Below are 17,886 nucleotides of genomic sequence, written 5' to 3'. Positions count from 1 at the left end.
TGTCACTGGGCATGCCCCAACTGCCCGCCCCCGCCTACCCGGACGAGGTCCGCACCCGTCTGAAGGCGGACGCGCGGGAGGTGATCGGCCGCTACCCCGACAGCCGCTCCGCGCTGCTGCCGCTGCTGCACCTCGTGCAGTCGGAGGAGGGGTTCGTCTCCCGCACCGGCATGCAGTTCTGCGCGGAGGTGCTCGGCCTGACCACCGCCGAGGTCACCGCCGTCGCCACCTTCTACACGATGTACCGGCGCAAGGCCTCCGGCGACTACCAGGTCGGTGTCTGCACCAACACCCTGTGCGCGGTGATGGGCGGCGACGCCATCTTCGACGAGCTGAAGACGTACCTGGGCGTGGGCAACAACGAGACCACGGGCGACGGCAAGGTCACCCTCGAACACATCGAGTGCAACGCCGCCTGCGACTACGCCCCCGTGGTGATGGTCAACTGGGAGTTCTTCGACAACCAGACCCCCGAGTCGGCCAAGCAGCTCGTCGACGACCTGCGCTCGGGACGTCCCGTCGAGCCCACCCGGGGCGCCCCGCTGTGCACCTACAAGGAGACCGCCCGCATCCTGGCCGGTTTCCCGGACGAGCGGCCCGGCGCGGTCGAGGCGTCGGGCGGCGCCGGGCACGCCTCGCTGATCGGCCTCAGGCTCGCCAAGGGCGAGGGGCCGGCCACCGCCCGCGTCGTGTCGCCCCGCTCCTCGGACCCGCACGAAGGACCGGGAACCGACGCGCCGCGGCAGGGCGCCGGCCACGACGCACCCCAGCCGGGCTCCGAGCACCTCAGCTCGCACGACGCCCCGCAGGAGACCTCGGCCTCCGACCCGGCCTCCGCACCCGATCAGCACCCGGCAGGCCCCGCCTCCGAGGAGGGTGAGTGATGACCTTGGCCACCGAGATGACCGGAAACGGCAACGGCAACGGGGACAGCCCCGAGAAACTGCTCTCACCCGTCCTGTCCGCCTTCTGGGACGACCCGCAGTCCTGGACGCTGGAGACCTACCGGCGGCACGAGGGGTACGAGGGCCTGCGCAAGGCCCTCGCCATGACGCCGGACGACCTCATCGCCTACGTGAAGGACTCCGGGCTGCGCGGTCGCGGCGGCGCCGGATTCCCCACCGGGATGAAGTGGCAGTTCATCCCGCAGGGCGACGGCAAACCGCACTACCTGGTGGTCAACGCCGACGAGTCGGAACCGGGCACCTGCAAGGACATCCCGCTCCTCTTCGCCAACCCGCACAGCCTCATCGAAGGCATCGTCATCGCGTGCTACGCGATCAGGTCCAGCCACGCGTTCATCTATCTGCGCGGTGAGACCGTCCCCGTGCTGCGCAGGCTGCACGAGGCCGTGCGGGAGGCGTACGCCGCCGGCTACCTCGGCACGAACGTCCTCGGCAGCGGACTCGACCTCGAACTCACCGTGCACGCCGGGGCGGGCGCGTACATCTGCGGTGAGGAGACCGCGCTGCTCGACTCGCTCGAAGGCCGTCGTGGCCAGCCCCGGCTGCGTCCCCCCTTCCCCGCGGTCGCCGGGCTCTACGCCTGTCCCACTGTGGTGAACAACGTCGAATCGATCGCATCGGTTCCCGCGATCCTCAACCGGGGCAAGGACTGGTTCCGTTCGATGGGCAGCGAGAAGTCCCCGGGCTTCACGCTGTACTCGCTGAGCGGCCACGTCACCAACCCCGGCCAGTTCGAGGCGCCGCTCGGCATCACGCTGCGCCAGCTGCTCGACATGAGCGGCGGGATGCGGGCCGGGCACCGGCTCAAGTTCTGGACCCCGGGTGGCTCGTCGACCCCGATGTTCACCGACGAGCACCTCGACGTGCCCCTCGACTACGAAGGGGTGGGCGCCGCCGGCTCCATGCTCGGCACCAAGGCCCTCCAGTGCTTCGACGAGACCACGTGCGTCGTACGGGCGGTGACCCGCTGGACCGAGTTCTACGCCCACGAGTCCTGCGGCAAGTGCACGCCCTGTCGCGAAGGCACCTACTGGCTGGTCCAGTTGCTGCGCGACATCGAGGCGGGCAAGGGACAGATGTCCGACCTCGAAAAGCTCAACGACATCGCGGACAACATCAACGGCAAGTCCTTCTGCGCCCTCGGAGACGGAGCGGCCTCGCCGATCTTCTCCTCGCTCAAGTACTTCCGCGAGGAGTACGAGCAGCACATCACCGGCAAGGGCTGCCCCTTCGACCCCGCCAGGTCGACCCTCTGGGCCGACCGGCACGCCGACAACTCGGAGGTGAACGCATGACCGTCACGACCAACAGTGCTCCCTCCGGGGGCGGCGAGGCTGCGGTTCCGCCCGAAGACCTCGTCTCGCTGACCATCGACGGCATCGCGATCAGCGTCCCCAAGGGCACCCTGGTCATCCGCGCCGCCGAACTCCTCGGCATCGAGATCCCCCGGTTCTGCGACCACCCGCTGCTCGACCCGGCCGGCGCCTGCCGGCAGTGCATCGTCGAGGTCGAGGGCCAGCGCAAGCCGATGGCCTCCTGCACCATCACCTGCACCGACGGCATGGTGGTGAAGTCCCAGCTCACCTCGCCGGTCGCCGACAAGGCGCAGCGCGGCGTGATGGAACTGCTCCTCATCAACCACCCGCTGGACTGCCCGGTCTGCGACAAGGGCGGCGAGTGCCCCCTGCAGAACCAGGCCATGTCGCACGGTGACGCCGACTCCCGCTTCGACGGCAGGAAGCGGACGTACGAGAAGCCGGTCCCGATCTCCACCCAGGTGCTCCTGGACCGCGAGCGGTGCGTGCTCTGCGCGCGCTGCACCCGGTTCTCCAACCAGGTGGCGGGCGACCCGATGATCGAGCTGATCGAGCGCGGCGCGCTCCAGCAGGTCGGCACCGGCGAGGGCGACCCCTTCGAGTCGTACTTCTCCGGCAACACCATCCAGATCTGCCCGGTCGGCGCGCTCACCTCGGCCGCGTACCGCTTCCGCTCCCGGCCCTTCGACCTGGTCTCCTCGCCGTCCGTCTGCGAGCACTGTGCGGGCGGCTGCGCGACCCGTACCGACCACCGGCGCGGCAAGGTCATGCGGCGGATGGCGGCGGAGGACCCGGAGGTCAACGAGGAGTGGCTGTGCGACAAGGGGCGCTTCGGCTTCCGTTACGCCCAGCGCCCCGACCGGCTGACCACCCCGCTCGTACGGAACAAGGAGTCCGGTGAGCTGGAGCCGGCGAGCTGGCCCGAGGCGCTGGCAGCGGCGGCCGACGGGCTGAGCGCGGCGCGTGGCCGCGCCGGTGTGCTCACCGGCGGACGGCTGACGGTCGAGGACGCGTACGCCTACAGCAAGTTCGCCCGCGTCGCGCTCGACACCAACGACGTCGACTTCAGGGCCCGCGTGCACAGCAGCGAGGAGGCCGACTTCCTGGCCTCGCGCGTCGCCGGGCGCGGCCGGGACCTGGACGGCACGGGCACCACGTACACCACCCTGGAGAAGGCCCCGGCGGTACTGCTCGCCGGGTTCGAGTCCGAGGAGGAGGCGCCCGGCGTCTTCCTGCGGCTGCGCAAGGCGCACCGCAAGCACGGCCAGCGCACCTTCGCCGTCGCCTCGCACGCCACCCGCGGTCTGACGAAGGCGGGCGGCACCCTGCTGCCGGCCGCCCCCGGCACCGAGACCGAATGGCTGGACGCGCTCGCGGGCCGTACGGGCCTGGACGCCGACGGGGAGCTGGCGGCCGACGCGCTGCGCGAGCCCGGCGCCGTCATCGTCGTCGGTGAGCGGCTGGCCGGTGTGCCGGGCGCCCTCACCGCCGCGGTACGGGCGGCCTCCGCGACCGGCGCGGAGCTGGTGTGGATCCCGCGCCGGGCGGGCGAGCGCGGCGCCGTCGAGGCGGGCGCGATCCCCTCGCTGCTGCCCGGCGGCCGCCCCGCGATCGACCCCCGCGCACGCGAGGAGGTCGCCGCGGCCTGGGGCGTCGCCGAACTGCCGCACCGCTACGGGCGCGACACCGGCCAGATGGTGGAGGCCGCGGCGACCGGCGAACTGCTCGCCCTGGTCGTCGCCGGGGTCGAGACCGCCGACCTCCCCGACCCGGCACGCGCGCGCGTGGCGTTCGACGAGGTCCGCTTCCTGGTCTCGCTCGAACTGCGGCCCAGCGAGGTCACCGACCACGCCGACGTCGTGCTGCCGGTGGCCGCGGTCGCCGAGAAGTCCGGCACCTTCCTCAACTGGGAGGGCAGGGCCAGGATGTTCGAGGCCGCGCTGAAGCCGGAGCAGATGACGAGGCGCCTGGCGCCCGGTGACGCGCGTGTCCTGCACATGCTCGCCGAGGCGATGTCCGTGCGTCTCGCGCTGCCGGACCTGAGGTCCGTACGCGGTGAACTGGACCGGCTCGGCGCCTGGGAGGGCCCCTACGCGTCGGCCCCGCTGGAGACATCCAGGCCGCTGCCCCGCGCGGGCGCCGGGGAGGCCGTCCTCGCGGGCCACCGGCTGCTGCTCGACCAGGGCCGCCTCCAGGACGGCGACGAGGCACTCGCCGGCACCCGGCACGCGGCGGTGGCCCGCCTCTCCGCCGCCACGGCACTGGAGACCGGCGTCAAGCACGGCGACGTGCTCGCCGTCACCGGCCCCGCCGGCACGGCCGAACTGCCGCTCCAGGTCAGCGAGATGCCCGACCGGGTGGTCTGGCTGCCGCTGAACTCGGTGGGCGGCGGCGTCCTCTCCGACACCGGGGCCCGCCCGGGCCAGCTGGTCACTCTCGCCCCCGCAACGACCCTGCCAAGCGCCCCGACGGAGGTGACGGCATGACGACGTACACACTCGCCGCGGAAGACCTGTCCGTGTTCGGCACGGACCCCTGGTGGCTCGTCGCGGTCAAGGCCGTCTTCTGCTTCGCGTTCCTGATGGTCACCGTGCTGTTCTCCATCGTGTGGGAGCGCAAGGTCGTCGCCTGGATGCAGCTGCGCATCGGCCCCAACCGGCACGGCCCCTGGGGAATGCTCCAGTCGCTCGCCGACGGCATCAAGCTGATGCTGAAGGAGGACCTGGTCGTCAAGCGGGCGGACAAGGTCGTCTACGTCCTGGCGCCGGTCATCGCGGCGATCCCGGCCTTCATGGCGATCGCGGTCATCCCCTTCGGCCCGGCGGGCAACGAGGTCTCGATCTTCGGGCACCGCACCGCGATGCAGCTCACCGACCTGCCGATCGCGATGCTCTACATCCTCGCGTGCGCGTCGGTCGGCATCTACGGCATCGTGCTGGCCGGCTGGTCGTCCGGGTCCACGTACCCGCTGCTGGGCGGCCTGCGCTCGTGCGCGCAGATGATCTCCTACGAGATCGCGATGGGCGCCGCCTTCGCCTCGGTCTTCCTCTACTCGGGGTCGATGTCGACCTCGGCGATCGTGGAGGCGCAGGCGGACCGGTGGTACATCCTGCTGCTGCCGGTGTCGTTCATCATCTACATCGTCACGATGGTCGGCGAGACCAACCGTGCTCCGTTCGACATGCCGGAGTCCGAGGGCGACCTCGTGGGCGGCTTCAACACCGAGTACTCGTCGATCAAGTTCGCCCTGTTCATGCTGGCCGAGTACGTCAACATGGTCACCGTCTCGGCGGTCTCGGTCACCCTCTTCCTGGGCGGCTGGCGGGCCCCGTACCCGGTCAGCACGTTCTGGGAGGGCGCGAACCACGGCTGGTGGCCGATGCTCTGGTTCGTCCTCAAGGTGCAGCTGCTGCTGTTCTTCTTCATCTGGCTGCGCGGCACGCTTCCGCGGGTGCGCTACGACCAGCTGATGAAGCTCGGCTGGAAGGTCCTGATCCCGCTCTCGGTGGTCTGGCTGATGCTCGTGGCGACCGTACGGGCGCTGCGCAACGCCAACGTCGAGTACACGCAGATCGTGCTGTACGTCGCGGGGGCCGTGGTCGGCATCCTGCTGCTGTCCTTCGTGTACGACGCGATGCGGCGCAGCAAGGCCGAAGAACCCGTGGACACACCCGAGTTCGATCCGACGGCGGGTGGGTTCCCGGTGCCTCCGCTGCCGGGGCAGACCCTGCCGCCGGTGCCGCGCAGGCGGTCCAGGCAGGAGCGGGAGCTCGTTGTCAGTGGCGGCGGCAATACTGACAGCACTGCTACTGAGAGTGACGGAAAGGAGGCGGACGGTGTCTGAGGCAGCTTCCCGGGGAGAGGATCCCCGGACCCCCTGGCAGAACCCCGTGGCCGGCTTCGGCGTGACCTTCAAGGCCATGTTCAAGAAGCGGCTGACCGAGCAGTACCCGGAGACGCCGAAGGTGACGGCGCCGCGCTTCCACGGCCGGCACCAGCTCAACCGGCATCCGGACGGCCTGGAGAAGTGCATCGGGTGCGAGCTCTGCGCCTGGGCCTGTCCGGCCGACGCGATCTATGTGGAGGGCGCCGACAACACCGAGGAGGAGCGCTACTCCCCGGGCGAGCGCTACGGCCGCGTCTACCAGATCAACTACGCCCGCTGCATCCTGTGCGGGCTGTGCATCGAGGCGTGCCCCACGCGGGCGCTGACGATGACCAACGAGTTCGAACTGGCCGACAGCAGCCGCGAGAACCTCATCTACACCAAGGAACAGCTCCTCGCCGGGCTGAGCGAGGGAATGGTGGAGTCCCCGCACTCGATCTTCCCCGGCACCGACGAGCAGGACTACTACCGGGGCCTGGTCACCGAGGCCGCGCCCGGTACGCAGCGGCAGGTCGCGCTCAGCAAGGGGGAGCGGCCCCAGGAGGGCGCCTCCACCTTCGGTGCGGACGAGCCGGCGTCGAGCAGGGTGGTGGAAGCATGAGCGGCCCCGCCCTGACGACGCTCGCCGCCGCCGCCTCGACCGGCGAGGCCGTGCAGTTCTGGATCCTCGGCACGGTCGCCGTCGTCGGCGCCCTGTGCACCATCCTGATGAAGAAGGCCGTGCACAGTGCGCTCTGCCTCGCCGGGACCATGATCATCCTGGCGGTCTTCTACCTCGCCAACGGCGCGTACTTCCTGGGCATCGTCCAGATCGTCGTCTACACCGGCGCGATCATGATGCTCTTCCTCTTCGTGGTCATGCTCGTCGGCGTCACCGCCGCGGACTCCCTGAAGGAGACGCTGAAGGGCCAGCGCTGGCTGGCCGCGGGCTGCGGGATCGGCTTCGGCATCCTGCTCGCCGCCGGCATCCGCAACGCGCAGCTGAAGGAGTTCAACGGCCTCGCCAAGGCCAACGCCGGCGGCAACGTCCAGGGACTCGCAGAGCTGATCTTCACCAAGTACGTCTTCGCCTTCGAGATCACCGGCGCCCTGCTGATCACGGCGACGGTCGGCGCGATGGTCCTCACCAACCGCGAGCGCACCGAGCGCGCCAAGACCCAGCGGGAACTGGCCGAGCAGCGCGTGCGCGAGGGCAAACACCTGCCGCCGCTGCCCGCCCCCGGCGTCTACGCCCGGCACAACGCGGTGGACATCGCCGGTCTGCTCCCCGACGGCACCCCGTCCGAGCTCACCGTCATGAAGACGCTGCGCGAGCGCGGCCAGATCCGGGACGTGTCGGTCGAGGCCATGGACAACCTCAAGGCCCTGGAGCAGCGCTCCGAGGAGCGGCTCGGCCGTGGCAGCGGGGACAACGCCCACCACGAGGCGGCGCCCCGCACCTCACCGCGAGAAGAGGAGGCAGCCAAGTGAATCCGGTCAACTACCTCTACCTGGCCGCCCTGTTGTTCACCATCGGCGCGGCAGGAGTGCTGATCCGGCGCAACGCCATCGTCGTGTTCATGTGCGTCGAGCTGATGCTCAACGCCTGCAACCTGGCCTTCGTCGCGTTCTCCCGGATGCACGGCAATCTCGACGGGCAGATCATCGCCTTCTTCACGATGGTCGTCGCCGCCGCCGAGGTCGTGGTCGGCCTGGCGATCATCGTGTCGCTGTTCCGGTCCCGCCACTCGGCCTCGGTCGACGACGCCAGCCTGATGAAGCTGTAAGGGGTCGTAAAGAATCGTGGAGAACATGATCGCGCTGCTCGTCGCGGCGCCACTGCTCGGAGCGGCCGTACTGCTGTGCGGCGGACGCCGGCTGGACAAGGTCGGGCACTGGCTGGGCACCCTGCTCGCCGCCGGATCGTTCGTCATCGGTGCCGTGCTCTTCCTCGACATGATCGGCAAGGGCGCCGACGAACGGGCCCTGCACCAGAAGCTGTTCAGCTGGGTGCCGGTCGAGAGCTTCCAGGCGGACATCGCCTTCCAGCTCGACCAGCTGTCGATGACCTTCGTCCTGCTGATCACCGGTGTGGGCACCCTGATCCACATCTACTCGATCGGGTACATGGAGCACGACGAGCGCCGGCGGCGCTTCTTCGGCTACCTGAACCTCTTCCTCGCGGCGATGCTGCTGCTCGTCGTCGCCGACAACTACCTCCTGCTGTACTTCGGCTGGGAGGGCGTGGGCCTCGCCTCGTACCTGCTCATCGGGTTCTGGCAGCACAAGCCGAGCGCGGCGACGGCGGCCAAGAAGGCCTTCCTCGTCAACCGCGTCGGTGACATCGGCCTGTCCATCGCGATCATGCTGATGTTCACCACCTTCGGAACCTTCGCCTTCGGGCCGGTCCTGGGAGCGGCGGAGGGCGCGAGCGAGGGCAAGCTCACCGCGATCGGCCTGATGCTGCTGCTCGCCGCGTGCGGCAAGTCGGCGCAGGTGCCGCTGCAGTCCTGGCTCGGTGACGCGATGGAGGGCCCGACCCCGGTCTCGGCCCTGATCCACGCGGCGACCATGGTCACCGCCGGTGTCTATCTGATCGTCAGGTCGGGCGCCGTCTTCGACGCCGCGCCCAGCGCGCAGCTGGTGGTCACCGTCGTCGGCGCCGTCACACTGCTCTTCGGTGCGATCGTCGGTTGCGCCAAGGACGACATCAAGAAGGCGCTCGCCGGATCGACGATGTCGCAGATCGGCTACATGATCCTCGCGGCAGGCCTCGGCCCGATCGGCTACGCCTTCGCGATCATGCACCTGGTGACGCACGGCTTCTTCAAGGCGGGCCTCTTCCTCGGCGCCGGATCCGTCATGCACGGCATGAACGACGAGGTCGACATGCGCAAGTACGGCGGCCTGCGCAAGTACATGCCGGTCACCTTCATCACCTTCGGCCTCGGCTATCTGGCGATCATCGGCTTCCCCGGTCTGTCCGGCTTCTTCTCCAAGGACAAGATCATCGAAGCGGCGTTCGCCGCGGGCGGCGCCCAGGGCTGGATCCTCGGCGCGGCGACCCTGCTGGGCGCGGGACTCACCGCGTACTACATGACGCGCGTGATGCTGATGACCTTCTTCGGCGAGGAGCGCTGGCGCAACAGGGCCACCGCGTCCCCGGCGAAGCCGGACGTCGAGCCCGCCGCCGAGACGCACGGCGCCCACGCCGAGCCGCACCCGCACGAGTCGCCGAGGTCGATGACGATCCCCATGATCGTGCTCGCCTTCGGGTCGGTCTTCGCCGGCGGGTTCTTCAGCATCGGCGACCGGTTCGTCAACTGGCTGGAACCGGTCACCAAGTTCGAGCACCCGCACCCGCCGATCAGCGTCCCGGTCATCACCGGCGCGACGATCGTGGTGCTGCTTCTCGGCGTGGTCGCCGCCTGGTTCCAGTACGGCCGCAAGCCCGTCCCGGTCCTCGCCCCGCGCGGCTCGCTGCTCACCCGGGCCGCCCGCCGCGACCTCCTCCAGGACGACTTCAACCACGTGGTCCTGGTCCGTGGCGGCGAGCACCTCACCCGCTCGCTGGTCTACCTCGACCACAGCGTGGTCGACGGCGTGGTCAACGGCTCCGCCGCCTCCGTCGGCGGGCTCTCGGGCCGGCTCCGCAAGCTCCAGAACGGCTACGCCCGCTCGTACGCGGTCTCGATGTTCGGCGGTACGGCGATCCTCATCGCCGCGACCCTGCTGATGAGGGCGGTCTGATCACGATGTCCTTTCCCCTGCTCACCGCGGTGGCGGTCCTCCCGGCGGCCGGTGCCGTCCTCACCGCCGCCGTGCCCGCCGCCCGTCGCACGGTCGCCAAGTGGCTCGCGCTGCTGGTCTCGCTCGGCACGCTGGTGCTGGCCGCGATCGTGCTCGTACGGTTCGAACCGGGCGGCGACCGCTACCAACTGACCGAGTCGCACGCCTGGATCGCGGACTTCGGCGTCCGGTACGAACTGGGCGTGGACGGGATCGGGGTGGTGCTGGTCGCGCTGACCGCCCTGCTGATCCCGTTCGTGATCGTGGCCGGCTGGCACGACGCCGATCCCCTGGAGACCAAGGACAACAAGCGCTGGCGCCCCACCCAGGGCTTCTTCGCGCTGATCCTGATGGTCGAGGCGATGGTGATCATCTCCTTCGAGGCCACCGACGTCTTCCTCTTCTACATCTTCTTCGAAGCCATGCTCATCCCGATGTACTTCCTCATCGGCGGCTTCGGGGACCGGGCGCACGCCGGCACGGACGAGGCGGCCGCCACCCAACGCTCCTACGCGGCGGTCAAGTTCCTGCTGTACAACCTGGTCGGCGGGCTCATCATGCTGGCCGCGGTCATCGGGCTCTACACGGTCACCGGGACGTTCTCGCTCTCGGAGATCGCCGAGATGCGCGCGGCCGGCACCCTGGAGATGTCGACCAACCTCGAACGGCTGCTCTTCCTCGGGTTCTTCTTCGCCTTCGCGGTGAAGGCCCCGCTGTGGCCGCTGCACACCTGGCTGCCGAACGCGATGGGCGAGGCGACCGCGCCGGTCGCCGTCCTCATCACCGCGGTCGTCGACAAGGTCGGCACCTTCGCGATGCTGCGCTTCTGCCTCCAGCTCTTCCCGGAGGCCAGCAAGTGGGCGACGCCCGTCGTGCTCGTACTGGCGCTGATCAGCATCGTGTACGGGGCGCTGCTCGCCGTCGGCCAGCGCGACATCAAGCGGCTCGTGGCGTACGCCTCGATCTCGCACTTCGGGTTCATCATCCTGGGCATCTTCGCGATGACCAGCCAGGGCCAGTCCGGCGCGACGCTCTACATGGTCAACCACGGCATCTCGACGGCCGCGCTGATGCTGGTCGCGGGCTTCCTGATTTCCCGGCGCGGCTCGCGGCTCATCGCCGACTACGGCGGGGTGCAGAAGGTCGCCCCGGTACTCGCGGGCACCTTCCTGATCGGCGGACTCGCCACGCTGTCGCTGCCGGGGCTGGCGCCGTTCGTCAGTGAGTTCCTGGTCCTGGTCGGCGTGTTCGCCGCCTACCCGGTGGCCGGCGTCATCGCCACCACCGGCATCGTCCTCGCCGCGCTGTACGTCCTGGTGCTCTACCAGCGCACGATGACAGGGCCGGTGAAGGCCGAGGTCAGCGGGATGCCGGACCTCAAGGCACGGGAGCTGGCGGTGGTCGTTCCGCTGATCGTGCTGCTGATCGGGCTCGGCGTCTTCCCCAAGCCGCTGACCGACATCGTCAATCCGGCGGTCACCCACACCATGCACGACGTGAACAAGCAGGACCCCAAGCCTGAAGTGGAGGCCGCGAAGTGAGCGCACCAACTGTCCACAGCCTGTGGACGAACCTGGCGGCGGCGGCACCTCCTCCCGGCTCTCCCGGGTCGGCCTTCGAGGCGCCGACCATCGAGTACGCGCAGCTGTCGCCGATCCTCATCGTCGTCGGCGCCGCCGTCCTCGGCGTGCTGGCGGAGGCGTTCGTGCCCCGCAAGGCGCGCTATTACGCCCAGCTGTTCATCGCGGTGGTCGCGATCGCCGCGGCATTCGCCGCCATCGTCGGACTCGCGGCGAGCGGCTTCGGCACCACCAAGGCGCACATCGCGGCCGAGGGCGCCATCGCCGTGGACGGCCCCGCGCTGTTCCTCCAGGGCACCATCCTGCTGGCCTCGCTGGTCGCCGTCTTCACCTTCGCCGAACGGCGCCTGGACCCCGAGGCGCACGGCAACCGGATTGACTCCTTCGCGGCGGACGCGGCGGCCGTGCCGGGCAGCGACGCCGAGAAGGCCGCGGTCAAGGCCGGGTTCACCACCACCGAGGTCTTCCCGCTCGCGATGTTCGCGGTGGCGGGTCTGCTCGCCTTCCCGGCGGCCAACGACCTGCTGACCCTCTTCATCGCGCTTGAGGTCTTCTCACTGCCGCTGTACCTCCTGTGCGCCGTCGCCCGCCGCAAGCGGCTGATGTCGCAGGAGGCGGCCGTGAAGTACTTCCTGCTCGGCGCGTTCTCCTCGGCGTTCCTGCTGTTCGGCATCGCCCTGCTCTACGGCTACGCGGGCTCGGTCTCGTACGCCAAGATCGCCGACATCGTGGACGGCACCGTCCAGCAGATCGACCCGGCGCTCGCCGACACCATGGGCAACGACGCACTGCTGCTCATCGGCATGGCGATGATCCTGATGGGTCTGCTGTTCAAGGTCGGCGCCGTCCCCTTCCACATGTGGACGCCCGACGTGTACCAGGGCGCCCCGACGCCGGTCACCGGGTTCATGGCGGCAGCCACCAAGGTGGCGGCCTTCGGCGCGCTGCTGCGGCTGCTGTACGTGGTTCTGCCCGGCCTGACCTGGGACTGGCGCCCGGTCATGTGGGGCGTCGCGATCGTCACGATGCTGGGCGGCGCGGTCGTCGCGATCACCCAGACCGACATCAAGCGGCTGCTCGCGTACTCCTCGATCGCGCACGGCGGCTTCATCCTGGCCGGTGTCATCGCGGCCACCCCCGACGGCATCTCGTCCGTCCTCTTCTACCTGCTGGCGTACTCCTTCGTGACGATCGGTGCCTTCGCCGTCGTCACGCTGGTGCGCGACGCGGGCGGCGAGGCGACGCACCTGTCGAAGTGGGCGGGGCTCGGCAGGCGCTCGCCACTGGTCGCGGCGGTCTTCGCGGTGTTCCTGCTGGCCTTCGCGGGCATCCCGCTGACCTCCGGGTTCTCGGGCAAGTTCGCGGTCTTCAAGGCGGCGGCCGAGGGCGGGGCCGGGGTGCTGGTCGTGGTCGGTGTGCTGTCGTCGGCGGTGGCGGCGTTCTTCTACATCCGGGTCATCGTGCTGATGTTCTTCAGCGAGCCGAAGGCGGACGGCCCCACGGTCGCCGTGCCCTCCCCGCTGACGATGACCGCGATCGGGGTCGGCGTGGCGGTGACGCTGGTGCTCGGCGTCGCGCCGCAGTACTTCCTGGACCTGGCGGGACAGGCGGGCGTCTTCGTCCGGTGACCCGCACACGGTCGGTCACCGCTGCCCGGCATCCCTTCTGGGGTGCCGGGCAGCGGCTTTCTGGTCCCGGTTGTCGGTAGGTGCCCCTACCGTGGTGGGAGGGTGCGAAACGGATACGGGGGGACAGTGCGATGACGGTGACGAGTGGGACGGGCGCAATGGTGGACGCGGGCAGTACGGAACCGGTGGCGGTCGAGGCGCGGGGCGTCGCGGAGAGTGACGCGCTGCGCACGCTGCACCGGGTCTTCGGGTACGACGCGTTCCGCGGCGAGCAGGCGGAGATCATCGAGCAGGTGGTGGGCGGCGGCGACGCGGTCGTCCTCATGCCGACCGGCGGCGGAAAGTCGCTCTGCTACCAGATCCCGTCCCTGGTCAGGCCCGGGGTGGGCGTGGTCATCTCGCCGCTGATCGCGCTGATGCAGGACCAGGTGGACGCCCTGCGGGCGCTCGGGGTGCGCGCCGGGTTCATGAACTCCACGCAGGACTTCGACGAGCGGCGGACGGTCGAGGCGGAGTTCCTGGCCGGCGAGATCGACCTGCTCTACCTGGCGCCCGAGCGGCTGCGGCTGGACTCCACGCTGAACCTGCTGGGCCGGGGCAAGATCTCCGTCTTCGCCATCGACGAGGCGCACTGCGTGGCTTCGTGGGGCCACGACTTCCGCCCCGACTACCTGGCCCTTTCGGTGCTGGGCGAGCGCTGGCCCGACGTGCCGAGGATCGCCCTGACCGCGACGGCCACCGCCGCCACGCACAGGGAGATCACCGAGCGGCTCGGCATGCCGGACGCCCGGCACTTCGTCGCCAGCTTCGACCGGCCGAACATCCAGTACCGGATCGTGCCGAAGATCGACCCGAAGAAGCAGCTGCTCGCCTTCCTCAAGGAGGAGCACGCGGGTGACGCGGGCATCGTCTACTGCCTGTCGCGGAAGTCGGTCGACGCGACCGCGGAGTTCCTCGTCAAGCAGGGCATCGAGGCCGTGCCGTACCACGCGGGGCTCGACGCCGGCACGCGGGCGCGCAACCAGTCCCGCTTCCTGCGCGAGGAGGGCCTCGTCGTCGTCGCGACCATCGCCTTCGGCATGGGCATCGACAAGCCGGACGTGCGCTTCGTCGCCCACCTGGACCTGCCCAAGTCCGTGGAGGGCTACTACCAGGAGACCGGGCGTGCCGGGCGCGACGGAGCGCCGTCGACGGCCTGGATGGCGTACGGGCTCCAGGACGTCGTGCAGCAGCGCAAGATGATCCAGGGCGGCGAGGGCGACGAGGCCTTCCGGCGGCGGGCGGCCGCCCACCTGGACGCGATGCTGGCACTGTGCGAGACCGCCCGGTGCCGCCGCGGCCAGCTCCTGGCGTACTTCGGCCAGGAGGGCGCAGCCGAGAAGTGCGGCAACTGCGACACCTGCCTCAGCCCGCCGGAGACCGTCGACGGCACGGTGCCGGCGCAGAAGGTGCTGTCCACGGTGTGGCGGCTGAAGCGCGAGCGCAGGCAGAAGTTCGGGGCCGGCCAGATCATCGACATCCTGCTCGGCAAGAAGTCCGCGAAGGTCATCCAGTTCGATCACGACCAGCTGTCGGTCTTCGGGGTGGGGCAGGACCTCGCCGAGGCCGAATGGCGGGGAGTGGTGCGGCAGTTGCTCGCGCAGGGGCTGCTGGCGGTGGAGGGCGAGTACGGCACGCTGGTGCTCACCGACGCGAGCGGGAAGGTGCTCGGCGGCGAGCACGAGGTCCGGCTGCGCAAGGAGCCCAAGCGGGTCGCGGTGGCACGGGGCGAGCGCGGCGAACGCAAGGCGAAGGCCGCCGCGGCGGTCGCGGACCTGCCGGCGGAGGCCGCACCGGTCTTCGAGGCGCTGCGGGAGTGGCGCACCGCGCTGGCGAAGGAGCAGGGGGTGCCGCCGTACGTGATCTTCCACAACGCGACGCTCCAGGAGATCGCGGTGGTGCGGCCTGGTTCGATGGCGGAGCTCGGGGCGATCGGGGGACTGGGGGAGAAGAAGCTGGCCACGTACGGGGAGGGTGTGCTGGAGGTCCTGGCGGGGTTGGACGGGGGGCGGGGGGAGGAGGCTTCGGTGCCGGCTCCTTCTGCGGCTCCTTCTGCGGTTGCGGCTGCGGCTTCTGCGCCGGCTGCGGCTGCTTCGGGCCCGGCCCCGGTTGCTTCGGCTTCGGGCGGCCCAGCTGCGGCTTCCGCTTCCGCTTCGGCTTCCGCGCGAGGGGGTTCGGAGCCCGAGTGGGACTGGGATGCGGAGCCGGAGGCGGACTGGGCGATGGAGCCGCCGCCGGAGGACTAGGGCAGGTGCGGGCCGCTGTGGGGCCGGCGGGGGCGGCGGGCCGCTGCGGGGGCGGTGGGCCGCTTCGCGGGTTCGGCCCCTCCCCGCCCCTTCCCGAAACCGCCGGCCGCGGGGCCGGGGTGCGTCTGCGGGTGTGTGGGGGCTGATCGCGCAGTTCCCCGCGCCCCTTGAGGGGCTTGTGAGGGGCTTGCCCTCGGTTTCGGGGAGGGGGCGGGGGGATCTGCGCCGGTCCTGGTGCAAGGGTGCTGCGCCGGAATTGCCGTCTCCAGCAAGGCCTTTCCGGACATTACGAACTCCTTGGCCACTGCCGTCCCAGGGCTCCCCCACGTAACGTGGGTGCCAACGACCTGGAAAGCGAGGCAGCACCCATGCCCGAGCAGTCCCCGCTCGACGTCGCCGAAGGCGATCCCTTCGGCCCGCACAACCTCCCCTACGGCGTGTTCTCCACCGCGGACGCGCCCGAGCGGCGCCGCGTCGGAGTCCGGATCGGCGGCCACGTGCTGGACGCGGGCGCCGCAGCACTCGCGCTCGGCTCCCCGTACGCACAACTCCTCGCGCAGCCCTCGCTGAACCCGCTGCTCGCGGCCGGGCGCACCGCCTGGCGGGATGTGCGCCGCGCGCTCACCGCATGGGTCACCAGCCCCGCGCACCGCGAGGACATAGAGCCGCTGCTGCACCCGCTCGGCGTCGTGACGCTGCACCTTCCGTACGAGGTCGCCGACTACGTCGACTTCTACGCGAGCGAGCACCACGCGACGAACGTCGGCCGGATCTTCCGCCCGGACGGCGACGCGCTCACGCCCAACTGGAAGCACCTTCCCATCGGTTACCACGGGCGCTCCGGCACCGTGGTGGTCTCCGGGACGGAGGTGGTACGGCCGTCCGGGCAGCGCAAGGCCCCGGCGGACGCGGCGCCGGTCTTCGGCCCTTCGGTCAAGCTGGACATCGAGGCGGAGGTCGGCTTCGTCGTCGGCACGCCGTCCGAACAGGGCAGGCCCGTGGCGCTGGCCGGCTTCCGCGACCACGTCTTCGGGCTCTCGCTGCTCAACGACTGGTCGGCGCGCGACGTCCAGGCCTGGGAGTACGTACCGCTCGGCCCCTTCCTCGGCAAGTCCTTCGCCACGTCGGTCTCCGCGTGGGTGACCCCGCTGGAGGCACTGGAATCGGCCAGGGTCGCCCTGCCGGCGCGTGACGTCCCGGTGCTGCCGTACCTGGACGACGCGGAGGAGGAGGAGCCGGGCGGATTCGACCTCCGCATCTCCGTGACGATCAACGGGGTCGTGGTCTCCGAGCCGCCGTTCTCGACGATGTACTGGTCCGCGGCGCAGATGCTGGCGCACATGACGGTCAACGGGGCGTCGCTGCGCACGGGTGACCTGTACGGGTCGGGCACGGTCAGCGGCGCGCAGAGCGGCCAGCGGGGCTCCCTGCTCGAACTCACCTGGAACGGCAGCGAGCCGCTGGAACTCCCCTCCGGCAGGCGGACATTCCTGGAGGACGGCGACGAGGTCACGCTGACGGCGTGGGCGCCGGGCCCCGACGGGACGAAGGTCGGCCTCGGCGAGGTCTCGGGACGGATCGTGGCGGCGGGCTGAGGGCCCGGGGCCGGGTCTGAAAGGTCCGTTGCGGGGAATCCTGACCGCAGTCGACTGCCGGAGGCCGGTGCTCTCATGACATCCCTGCCACAACTGTCGTTGCCCGAGGAAGTCCTGCTCCTGGGCCTGCATCCCGAACGCGGCGGCATGCGCGTCAGCCGCAGCTATGTCGAGTACGGCGTCGCCGGCGCCGTACTCGCGGAACTCGAACTGGCGGGCTGTGTCGAGCAGGACCGGGGCAGGGTGCAGGTCCGCACCCCGGTCCCGCCGCCCGCCCTGACCACCGGGCCGACGGCGAACCTCGTCGCCGTACAGGTGCTGGCGGGGTTGCCGGGGCCGGGCAAGGGCCGGCACGGGGGGATCCGTACGGCGTCCTTCGTACGGCGCACCCGGCGCGAGGTCACCGGCCAGTACCTGGACCTGCTGGTGCAACGGGGTGCGCTGCGCCGGGAGTCGAAGCGGGTACTGGGGCTGTTCCCCGCGGTGCGCCACCCGGCGGCCGGAACGGACTGGTCCGCCCCGCTCCAGCAGCGGCTGCGTACCGCGGCGAAGTCGGGCTTCCCTGACCACCGTGACCAGCTGCTGGCGGCGTTCCTCTGGGCGACCGACCTGGCGGGCAAGCACTTCAGGGGGAGCGGGGAGCGGCAGACCCGGGCGGTGATGCGGGACTTCGGGCGCCGGGAGTGGACGGCGCACGCGGTGCACAAGGTGGTGGCGGGGGAGAAGGCTGCTGCGCAGGGCGGCGGGGGGTGAGGTGCGGCTCCGCCGCCGGGGGCCGCCTCTGCGGTAGCGGGGCGAGCTGTAGCGGGGCGGGGCGGGGCGGGGCAAGGGTGCGGCTCCGCCGGGGCCGCCCTTGCCCACCC

General features: G+C 70.6%; 13 protein-coding genes. All 13 read left to right on the top strand.

What is annotated here, in order from left to right:
* Window positions 1-11 precede the first annotated feature (11 nt).
* The 13 genes from nuoE to ACIQM4_RS08680 all read left to right on the top strand — a co-directional run bounded on the left by nuoE (window position 12) and on the right by ACIQM4_RS08680 (window position 17,776).
* Window positions 12-884, top strand: coding sequence for an NADH-quinone oxidoreductase subunit NuoE (gene nuoE / locus ACIQM4_RS08740; protein WP_401588254.1), 873 nt, complete (start codon window positions 12-14; stop codon window positions 882-884).
* Complete coding sequence (gene nuoF / locus ACIQM4_RS08735; RefSeq protein ID WP_401587829.1) at window positions 884-2,260, top strand: NADH-quinone oxidoreductase subunit NuoF; 1,377 nt, start codon at window positions 884-886, stop codon at window positions 2,258-2,260. Before nuoE ends, nuoF begins: the two co-directional genes overlap by 1 nt.
* Window positions 2,257-4,767: an NADH-quinone oxidoreductase subunit G gene (locus ACIQM4_RS08730; protein WP_401587826.1), complete on the top strand. Its 2,511-nt coding sequence runs from the start codon at window positions 2,257-2,259 to the stop codon at window positions 4,765-4,767. Before nuoF ends, ACIQM4_RS08730 begins: the two co-directional genes overlap by 4 nt.
* The gene (gene nuoH, locus ACIQM4_RS08725) at window positions 4,764-6,125 is read left to right on the top strand and encodes an NADH-quinone oxidoreductase subunit NuoH (RefSeq protein ID WP_401587823.1); all 1,362 of its coding nucleotides are present in this window, start codon (window positions 4,764-4,766) and stop codon (window positions 6,123-6,125) included. Before ACIQM4_RS08730 ends, nuoH begins: the two co-directional genes overlap by 4 nt.
* A complete protein-coding gene (gene nuoI / locus ACIQM4_RS08720) occupies window positions 6,118-6,768 on the top strand; it encodes an NADH-quinone oxidoreductase subunit NuoI (RefSeq protein WP_401587820.1) in 651 nt (216 codons plus the stop codon). The genes nuoH and nuoI overlap by 8 nt, the downstream gene beginning before the upstream one ends.
* Entirely contained in the window at window positions 6,765-7,637 is an 873-nt protein-coding gene (locus tag ACIQM4_RS08715) for an NADH-quinone oxidoreductase subunit J (RefSeq protein WP_401587817.1), read from the top strand. Before nuoI ends, ACIQM4_RS08715 begins: the two co-directional genes overlap by 4 nt.
* Entirely contained in the window at window positions 7,634-7,933 is a 300-nt protein-coding gene (gene nuoK / locus ACIQM4_RS08710) for an NADH-quinone oxidoreductase subunit NuoK (protein WP_069927518.1), read from the top strand. The genes ACIQM4_RS08715 and nuoK overlap by 4 nt, the downstream gene beginning before the upstream one ends.
* Window positions 7,934-7,949: 16 nt before the next feature.
* The gene (gene nuoL / locus ACIQM4_RS08705; protein ID WP_401587814.1) at window positions 7,950-9,896 is read left to right on the top strand and encodes an NADH-quinone oxidoreductase subunit L; all 1,947 of its coding nucleotides are present in this window, start codon (window positions 7,950-7,952) and stop codon (window positions 9,894-9,896) included.
* Window positions 9,897-9,901: 5 nt separating this feature from the next.
* Window positions 9,902-11,476, top strand: a complete 1,575-nt coding sequence (locus tag ACIQM4_RS08700) for an NADH-quinone oxidoreductase subunit M (protein WP_401587811.1) — start codon at window positions 9,902-9,904, stop codon at window positions 11,474-11,476.
* The gene (nuoN, locus tag ACIQM4_RS08695) at window positions 11,473-13,143 is read left to right on the top strand and encodes an NADH-quinone oxidoreductase subunit NuoN (RefSeq protein ID WP_401587809.1); all 1,671 of its coding nucleotides are present in this window, start codon (window positions 11,473-11,475) and stop codon (window positions 13,141-13,143) included. Before ACIQM4_RS08700 ends, nuoN begins: the two co-directional genes overlap by 4 nt.
* A gap of 158 nt (window positions 13,144-13,301) precedes the next feature.
* Window positions 13,302-15,428, top strand: coding sequence for a DNA helicase RecQ (gene recQ / locus ACIQM4_RS08690; protein ID WP_401588251.1), 2,127 nt, complete (start codon window positions 13,302-13,304; stop codon window positions 15,426-15,428).
* A gap of 368 nt (window positions 15,429-15,796) precedes the next feature.
* A complete protein-coding gene (gene fahA / locus ACIQM4_RS08685) occupies window positions 15,797-17,023 on the top strand; it encodes a fumarylacetoacetase (protein WP_401587806.1) in 1,227 nt (408 codons plus the stop codon).
* 75 nt (window positions 17,024-17,098) lie between these two features.
* Entirely contained in the window at window positions 17,099-17,776 is a 678-nt protein-coding gene (locus ACIQM4_RS08680; RefSeq protein ID WP_401587804.1) for a GPP34 family phosphoprotein, read from the top strand.
* Window positions 17,777-17,886: the final 110 nt, after the last annotated feature.

It is taken from the genome of Streptomyces sp. NPDC091272 (assembly GCF_044757485.1).
Lineage (GTDB): Bacteria > Actinomycetota > Actinomycetes > Streptomycetales > Streptomycetaceae > Streptomyces.
This window is presented reverse-complemented; position numbering and strand designations above follow the sequence as displayed.